Annotated in this window: 7 protein-coding genes; 4 read left to right on the plus strand and 3 right to left on the minus strand. The window is 40.7% G+C overall.

The window, feature by feature from the left end:
• Positions 1-112: 112 nt before the first annotated feature.
• On the plus strand, positions 113-2575 hold the full coding sequence (locus Q1V93_RS03615) for an outer membrane beta-barrel family protein (RefSeq protein WP_300661558.1): 2463 nt from the start codon (positions 113-115) through the stop codon (positions 2573-2575).
• Between the two features lie 138 nt (positions 2576-2713).
• Here Q1V93_RS03615 and tpx read toward each other — a convergent pair whose 3' ends face one another.
• Together tpx and mnmD are read right to left on the minus strand one after the other, a co-directional pair.
• Positions 2714-3211 (minus strand): thiol peroxidase, encoded by a 498-nt coding sequence (gene tpx, locus Q1V93_RS03620; protein ID WP_300661560.1) that lies wholly within the window; start codon positions 3209-3211, stop codon positions 2714-2716.
• A 50-nt stretch (positions 3212-3261) separates the two neighbouring features.
• Complete coding sequence (mnmD, locus tag Q1V93_RS03625; RefSeq protein WP_300661563.1) at positions 3262-3924, minus strand: tRNA (5-methylaminomethyl-2-thiouridine)(34)-methyltransferase MnmD; 663 nt, start codon at positions 3922-3924, stop codon at positions 3262-3264.
• A gap of 201 nt (positions 3925-4125) precedes the next feature.
• On the opposite strand from mnmD, the gene Q1V93_RS03630 reads away from it, so the two are divergent.
• The 3 genes from Q1V93_RS03630 (at position 4126) to Q1V93_RS03640 (ending at position 6716) form a co-directional block, all read left to right on the plus strand.
• The gene (locus Q1V93_RS03630) at positions 4126-5412 is read left to right on the plus strand and encodes a TCR/Tet family MFS transporter (RefSeq protein WP_300661566.1); all 1287 of its coding nucleotides are present in this window, start codon (positions 4126-4128) and stop codon (positions 5410-5412) included.
• Between the two features lie 471 nt (positions 5413-5883).
• Complete coding sequence (locus Q1V93_RS03635) at positions 5884-6222, plus strand: AraC family transcriptional regulator (RefSeq protein WP_300661569.1); 339 nt, start codon at positions 5884-5886, stop codon at positions 6220-6222.
• A 32-nt stretch (positions 6223-6254) separates the two neighbouring features.
• Positions 6255-6716, plus strand: coding sequence for a MarR family transcriptional regulator (locus tag Q1V93_RS03640; protein ID WP_300661572.1), 462 nt, complete (start codon positions 6255-6257; stop codon positions 6714-6716).
• A 79-nt stretch (positions 6717-6795) separates the two neighbouring features.
• Here Q1V93_RS03640 and Q1V93_RS03645 read toward each other — a convergent pair.
• Positions 6796-8177, minus strand: a 1382-nt coding sequence (locus Q1V93_RS03645; protein WP_300661575.1) for a hypothetical protein, incomplete at its 5' end; no start/stop codon positions are given.

The following is an 8177-nucleotide window of genomic DNA, read 5'->3' on the forward strand; positions in this document are numbered from 1 at the left end:
AAACGCACCCAAAAACACCATTGATCAGCGATTTTAGTAACTGATCACAATTCTTTCGTTCTACGTCATCCGAATGTTTTAATTTTGGAATCGGATAAAACCCAACTTCCCAATGTACCGAATAATTGTCGTCTTTTGTACTCTTTTTTGCTCAACTCATTTGTTCGCTCAGTCGCAATGGATTCATTTTTCGTTTGCTGAAAAAGAAATTCCCTGTGATGAAATCACGAAGCAGGTAATCATCTCGACGCAGATTTCGGGAAAAGACAGCGTGCTGTTGAAAGAACAATTTTCGGGTTGTGAGAAAGTACTCGAATTACCGAAAATTCCGGGAATGTATTCCTTTACTATCCGAACGCAATTGTATCAGCCGATTCTCCTGAGTTTTGAAGTAAAAGCCAATACTCCGGATACCATTCAATTGGGAGTATTGAACCTGAAAGAACCCGTTTCGCAATTAGATGAGGTAACGATTACAGGAATTCAACGAAAGTTCATCGAAATTGATGCGGATAAAACGACTTTAACCGTAAGAGATAACCCCGTTTTATCCATCAGTAGCATTTATGACGCGATACTGAAAATTCCGGGTGTAATGCCGTATCCCGGTGGTGGTTTTGCTATTGGCGGACAAATGGCGAGTGTTTATTTTGAAAATGTTCCCAGCAGTTTATCTACAGACGATCTGATGAATTTATTGAAGAGTCTGCCGGCAAATTCGGTCGAAACAATCGAAATTATTTCGAATCCGGGAGCATCCTTTGACGCGAATGTCAGCGGAGCAATCATCAATATTAACAGTATCGGAAAAGCAACCAAATGGTTGTCCGGAACAGTGACATTGAATTACGGACTGAACCAGAACCAGAAAGTTTCTCCATCGCTTGTTTTAAACGGTCGCCGGTCAAAATGGAGCTGGCAGGTGCAAACCGGGTTTTCCTATAACGAACGCTCCAGCAGAGATACCTCACAACGGGTGTTTAATTCGTTTAACCCGGTACTTGGACTGAATTCCGACCGGAAAGAGCAGACAACGCACAATTATGTTTATTTCAAACCTTCGATAAACCTGAATTTATCCAAACGATCAAGTCTGATCTTGAATTACAACGGTTCATTCGGAGACAATAAAATCAGAGGTCTTTCCGAAACGGGAAGTCAGTCGATTGTTCCGCCCGTACTGTTAAATACCGATTACAACTCCCACAATTACGGAATGGGAAATGAAGGAATGATTAAATTCCGCCAGGAGTTCGACACCTTGAAACGCGTCCTGAACGTAACGGCCTTCTATTCCAACTACCAGAATAAATCGAAAAGAAACAACATTCAGCGCATTTCCGGGAACGAAGATTTCAGTATCCTGGATTATTACATGAATATCAACCGCTTTTACCTGCGTGCAGATGCGGAAATTCCTTTCGAGAAAATCAAGTTTTACGTGAATACGGGAGTCAAATACAGCGTGATGAAGGTCGATAATACCGGTTCTTACAACCTGAATAATGCCTCCCAGGATATTTTCACGAATCCGTTCTATACTTCGGTGATTGATTTCGATTACGTAGAAGATAACATGGCGGCTTACGTGGACCTGAAAAAGAAACTGGGAAAAAAAGTTTCCATTGGGGCAGGAGTGAGGGCAGAAAATTTCCGCTTGAACCGGGCTTCGAATGTCACCAGCAAACTAGATAACAATTATTTCAACTTCTTCCCGTCATTTAATGCCATTTACCGCGTAAACTCCATGTTGAATGTCATCGGAACCTACTCCCGTAAAATCGGAATTCCGGGCTTTAGCCAATACGATCCGAATAATTCCGGGTATTACGATTCATTCACTTCTTCGAGTGGAAATACCCAGTTGAAACCGAATTTTTACGATAATGCCCAATTCAAAGTAACCTTTTTGGATTATGCACAGTTTTCCGTCAATTTTACGCATTCCCAATTCCTGAATTTAGGCGAAGTGGTTGTGGAACCCAATTCCCTGCAAACCGTTCAGACTTACCGGACATACAACAATGTGAATTCGATGAATTACTTCCTGGCGATTCCGGTTCCGTTTGCCTTTTTCACAAAAGGACTGAAGTTTTTGGATGAACCGGTTGAAGTAGATAAAATGTCGTTTTTGTATTTATATAGCTCGTTTACGAAAACAACCATTTCCGGGTACAATTACCAGAATCCGAACAAAGGAATGTGGACCTTCGGAACGTATGCCCAATTCATTTTACCGGGGAAAATCCGATTGAATGTGGATTACTACCTGACAAGTAAAGGAAATTACCAGATTTATGAATTTGTGAAAAACCGCTCGGCCTTTGATGTCGTTTTGAGCCGTGAATTCCTGGATAAAAAGATCAAAACCTCCATTTCGTTCGAAGACATTTTCAATATGGATCAGAGCACTACCCGTGTTTCGTTCCCGAATATTCACATGAACAGTTATTCCAAGCAGGACACGCGCATCATTTGGTTCAAAATTTCGTATTCGTTTGGCCGGGTTGAAAAGAACAGCGACCCGGAAGGAATATCGATCCCTGATAAATCATCCGGAACTCCCGGAATGTAGAAGTCCGGAGTTTTCAGCTTTGCGTTTAAACATAAGATTTCAAGGGGCTTTTCCTGCAATATTTAGCTAAAAGAAAAGGGAGGCAACTAGTAAGCGCCTCCCGGAATTTGTGTATTTGGGAAAATACTTTTCCTTATTTTAAAGTGCATTTAAAGCAGCGTCGTAATTCGGTTCATCCTTGATATCCGGAACCAATTCCGTGTAAACCACCTGGTGATTCTCATCCAAAACAACCACCGATCTCGCGTGCAATCCCTTCAAAGGTCCGTCAAGCAATTCCAATCCGTAGTTTCTTCCGAATTCTCCGTCTCTGAAATCAGAAAGTGTTACCACATTCTCGATTCCTTCCGCTCCGCAAAAACGTTTCTGCGCAAAAGGTAAATCGCGGGAAATACACAAAACAGTTGTATTGTCTAAAGAAGAAGCTTTCTTGTTGAATTCGCGAACGGATGTAGCACATGTTCCCGTATCAATGCTTGGGAAGATATTCAGGATCAGTTTTTTCCCTTTATACGCGTCCAATGAAGTGGTTCCCAGGTCAGAATTAACCAATGAAAAATCAGTTGCTGGTGTTCCGTTTGCAGGTAATTCACCGTTTGTGTGTAGAGGATTTCCTCCTAAAGTTACATTTGCCATTTGTTGTGTTTTTTGAGTAATCTAAATTAATATTTAAAATTCATTCGGAATTATTTAACCGCTTTCGTCATTTCGCGTTTTCCGGGAGGGCCGGGCAAAGAGCTCACTTCGAAGCCAACGGATTTCAAATCGCGTTTCACTTGTCCTTTGGCACAATAAGTAACCAAAACACCACCCGGACTAAGCCAATCATAGATTTTTGAAAAGATTTCAGGAGTCCACAATTCCGGTTGAACTCTCGGACCGAAGGCATCGTAATAACAAAGGTCGATGGTTCCTTTTCCTAATTCCAGGTCCTGGATTTTCTTTCCGATTTTTTCCAGGACAAAATGCTCCGAAATTTCCCGCGCCACATTCCAATCTGCCTGGTGCAGTTTTTGGAAGATTTCAACGGCTTCCGGATCGTTGGTGAACGACGTGTAATTCATTCCTTCAATTTCTTCGGCAGTTGGCGGAAAAGCTTCCAAACCGATATAATGAACGTATTGATTTCTTTTTTCAGAAGCAAAATAGGTGAGAAGCGCATTCAACCCGGTTCCGAAACCCATTTCAAAGACCGTGAGGTAATCATCCGATTTCGGATTTAATCCGTGTTTGATAAAAACATGTTGCGCTTCCTGCAAGGCTCCGTGGCTGGAATGGTAATGTTCATTCCACTCGGGAATGTAAATCGTTGTGGACCCGTCGGCAGTTTTAACCAATTCACGCTTCATCCTGCAAAGCTAGCTTATTGAATTGATAATAGAGAATATATCGTTCAAAAGGTTTTGAATCACATCTTAATCCATCCATTTTCTCCCTTTTCCTTTTCAATTCTCAATTTTCCCTTCTCCATTTACATTCCGAAAGCCACCATTTACCTAAAATTAAACTCGGGTTATTCTTCAACAAAAATGAATCCGTAATTTTGCGCCATGAGTGAAAAACAAACAAAAGGCTTAATCTTCATTTTAATTACGATTTGTATCGACTCAATCGGGTTGGGAATTATTATCCCATCACTTCCGAGTCTGATTGCAGATGCGACGCATTTATCCATTAACGAATCCTCGAAATATTCGGGAATTGTTTTGGCAACCTATGCATTGATGCAATTTTTGTTTTCACCCTTGATTGGAAATTTGAGCGACCGTTACGGAAGACGACCAATTATCCTGATGTCACTTTTGGGCTTGGGGCTGGATTACGTATTCATGTATTTTGCTCCCAGTTTGGCATGGCTGATTGTGGGAAGAGCCGTTTCCGGAATGTTCGGGGCAAGTTTTACAACAGCTGCGGCTTATATTGCGGATATTTCCACGAATGAAAATCGGGCACAAAATTTCGGATTGATCGGAGCTGCTTTTGGGGTTGGTTTTATTATCGGACCTGCGATCGGTGGTGTAGCCTCTGAATTTGGATTACGCGTTCCGTTCATGGTGGCAGCGTTTTTATCGCTGGCAAATTTTGTTTACGGACTCATCTTTTTAAAGGAATCCTTACCGGTGAGTGAGAGAAGAACATTTGAATTCAAGCGTGCAAATCCAATCGGGGCACTTGTACAGATCGTCCGCTTTCCGAAATACAGAGGGTTGTTCCTGGTTACGTTCATCGTTTTATTGTCGAATATGGCGGTTCATTCCGTTTGGAATTACTATACCATTGCCCGTTTTGGTTGGGAAACCAAGGACGTAGGAATTTCTCTTGCCGTTGTGGGTGTTTGTTTCGGATTGGTTCAGGGAGCTATGGCCGGCCCGATTGTGAAGCGATTGGGAGAAAAGGGAGCTGCAACTTTGGGCTTGATTATTCTGAGTATGGTCACTCTTGGAATCGGTTTGATTCCGTATGGCTGGATGATGTATGTGATTATTTTACCGTATGCATTTTCGGGAATTGTGGATCCGAGTATTCGTTCATTGGTTTCCGGACAAGCGAAGAATAATGAGCAGGGAGAACTTCAGGGAATTTTCACTTCTTTGATGAGTTTGGCAGAAATGACCGGTCCCGTATTCATGATGTGGATTTTTTACAAATCCGTTCCTCTGGCAGAGAAAAATGCCATTTTTTTCGGAACACCTTTCTTTGTAGCCGGAGTGCTTGCGATTCTGGCATTGATTGTATTGCGGTATGTATTTCGTAAAATCGCATTTAAAAGTGCGGAGGAATTGCTGGATTCGAATGATGAACTGGAAGAAGAATTAACGGAAGCTCAAAAACCCTGATACAGAATATCAGGGTTCGATCTTTAATTTACTCAGCTACACAGCTGGTTTTCTTCAATTCGGGGGATGTTTCTTTGCTTTGTTAAATGCTGAAGCATTCTAACTTATATTACCTAACTTGTACTCTATATCTCCATGTTTTCCCGGCTAAAACAGCGTTTTTACCAAGGGTTAAAACGAAACAGAGCCCTTACCTAAACTATTGAAGAAATATTGTGAGTTATTTTTTACCGAAAATTGCGAAAAGATCGATAACGCTTACTTGATGAACGAACCACTGTATCATATCCTTTGTTTTAAATTGTTTCTTCAAAAGTGACTATTTTTTGAGCTTTTTTTGTTGTCCGTTTTTACCTTGAGTTGTAAACGGTTAAAAATCAATCTAAATGGTCAAATAAAATGATTTTGATTTTTAATTGATGTATCAATCAATGATTAAAGATGTAACTTTGTAAAAGCAATCTATTGACTATGAATAAGATCTTACATCCGGAAGATTGTAAAGCAATTGATAAGTTGATTGTTTACATGAATGAAAACCCCCAGGAAAATTTCGATGTTTCGAAACATGCCAGCATGATCGGGTTTTCAGTGTCGAAATTGAATAAAAGTTTTAAAGTGTATATGGGAATTGGTCCTGCCAGTTATTTTCGCAATATTAAAATGGAGAAAGCCAGGAAGTTACATGTAGAAGATGCGTATACCTGGACGGAAATCAGCATGATTTTCGGCTATGCAGACCTGGCATCTTTCAGTAAGGCATTTAAAAGAATTCATGGTTTTTGCCCCCGCAATGCAACTCATTCCTAATAATTGTCGTCCTGATAATAACTCAATTTATCATGTACTACAACAACAATAACATCTTGAACGTGGAAAAGCTGGATTCTATAATTTTTTATAAGATAGATAGAGCCATTCGCACCTATCGTCAGTTTGCTCAAGCCAGATTAAGAGCTTTGGGCCACCAAATTACTATTGACCAATGGTTGGTCATTAAATGCCTGATCGAAAACCCGAAAATTCAGCAGAATGAGATTTCGGAACTCGTTTTCAAAGACGCAGCTTCTGTCAACAGAATGATTAACCTGTTGGTAGAGGCCAAGTACCTGAAGCGTAAGATTAACAAATCGGATCGCAGAAAGATGGACATCTTAGTTACTAAAAAAGCATTGGAAGCAATTGATGCAATGGATCAGGTAATTCCTACCAATCGCGCGACGGCTCTGGACGGTCTCACGCAGGAGGAAATGCAGGTCGCTACAAAAGTGATGACCCAGATCGCAAGTAATTGCAAAAAATGAAATGGATGAAATGAAAAATCCCCGGTCATGGAACGAAGTCGAAATGCCGGGGATTTTTTTTTGAATGATCGTTATCGGATTATTCCAGAACCAGGATCAACTTATTAAAGTCTGCTGCCCCGTTAATCACTTTTTCATACATGTCGTATTCCGAAACCGGGTAGTTTACCTTGTTGTAAAACTCGTTCACGGTAACGATTAATTGATTTCCTTTCATTTCATAAGAAGAGATGAAACCCGATTGCAATGGTTTTTCATCATTCGTTACAATATGGATGTTCAGGATTTCCGGGTTTTTCACCGTAACACCCTCCGGAATATTGATGATGATTTTTCGCACGTACTGACGGGTAAACTGAGTTGAAACCGGCAATTTGCGAGGTTCTTTGTTGTACATTTCAGCTTGTGGACCGATCAGCATTCCCACTTTCAAAAGTGTTTTTGTTCCTGCTTTTTCAATAAAGTTTGCTCCCGAAATTTTTCCTTTTGCTACAAAGGTTTCTTTTCCTGCAACTTTGCTGTTATCGTTCTGGAAAGAAACATCCGAAAGTTTCGCATCTTCGTCGAGGTATAACAAAACGTCTTCTTTCAATTCTGTTTTCTTCGCATCGTCCTGAACAAAATCCAGGATGAACTGAGGGAACATCGCTTTGTATCCGGATAATTTTCGCTCCAATTCAACCGTTGGTTCAGTCAATCCTGAATCAAACGTCACAATGGTGTTGATCTCATCAATGGATTCGGTGCTTTTGGTCCCGGGGATATATTTCACTTTTCCTACTCCGAAAGCCTGATCGCCCACAATGCGTTCTTCAATAAACAAACCATTGTTGTAAGTGTATTCGAAAGGAGGGAAGCCGATTCTGGAGAACAATCCCGGAGACCAGTACTTTTGGATGTCGCTGATGTAGATCATTGTTTCATCCAGGAAGTTATATGCTTCGTAGTCCGTCAAAAACGGGTTTTGTTCGCGGTCAGATGTCAACACCACTTCAAACTTCACTTTCAGTTCTTTCAGACAAGCGATCATTAATTTAATCATTCCTGTTTCGTTGGTGATCTTTTTGGTAACGATGTTGTCCAGGCTACTAATTCCTTCAAAATACTCTTCCGTAACGCCGATTTCGGTTTTCAGTTTGTATTCCAGTTCACGCAACTTAGCTTCCAAATCTCCTTTTCCAAGATCGGATACCAATGCCGTAATTTTTTTTGCAGATTTTTTCGAAACGGGTTCAAAAAGATTGGAATGAACGTTTTTCGAAACATTCAGATAAGTGTATAGATTCGATTTTCCGTTGGAAGTGTTTTTCTGAAGTTTGTAGTAACACTTCATCAAATCGGCCTTGTATGCACTGGATTCCTCATCTTTCAAGCCTTCGATATTCGTTGCTTCAATGAAATTCCGGTTCACATCTGTATTCAGACTGTCTTTCACAAAAGTCGGCATTCCGTTGATCGAAT

It is taken from the genome of Fluviicola sp., from assembly GCF_030151805.1.
Classification (GTDB): domain Bacteria; phylum Bacteroidota; class Bacteroidia; order Flavobacteriales_D; family Crocinitomicaceae; genus Fluviicola.

What these genes read in the sequence shown, in the direction of transcription:
- Q1V93_RS03615 (WP_300661558.1), top strand. Translation starts at nt 113, where the DNA reads ATGTACCGAATAATTGTCGTCTTTTGTACTCTTTTTTGCTCAACTCAT.
- Q1V93_RS03630 (WP_300661566.1), top strand. Translation starts at nt 4,126, where the DNA reads ATGAGTGAAAAACAAACAAAAGGCTTAATCTTCATTTTAATTACGATT.
- Q1V93_RS03640 (WP_300661572.1), top strand. Translation starts at nt 6,255, where the DNA reads ATGTACTACAACAACAATAACATCTTGAACGTGGAAAAGCTGGATTCT.
- mnmD (WP_300661563.1), bottom strand. Translation starts at nt 3,924, where the DNA reads ATGAAGCGTGAATTGGTTAAAACTGCCGACGGGTCCACAACGATTTAC.
- Q1V93_RS03635 (WP_300661569.1), top strand. Translation starts at nt 5,884, where the DNA reads ATGAATAAGATCTTACATCCGGAAGATTGTAAAGCAATTGATAAGTTG.
- tpx (WP_300661560.1), bottom strand. Translation starts at nt 3,211, where the DNA reads ATGGCAAATGTAACTTTAGGAGGAAATCCTCTACACACAAACGGTGAA.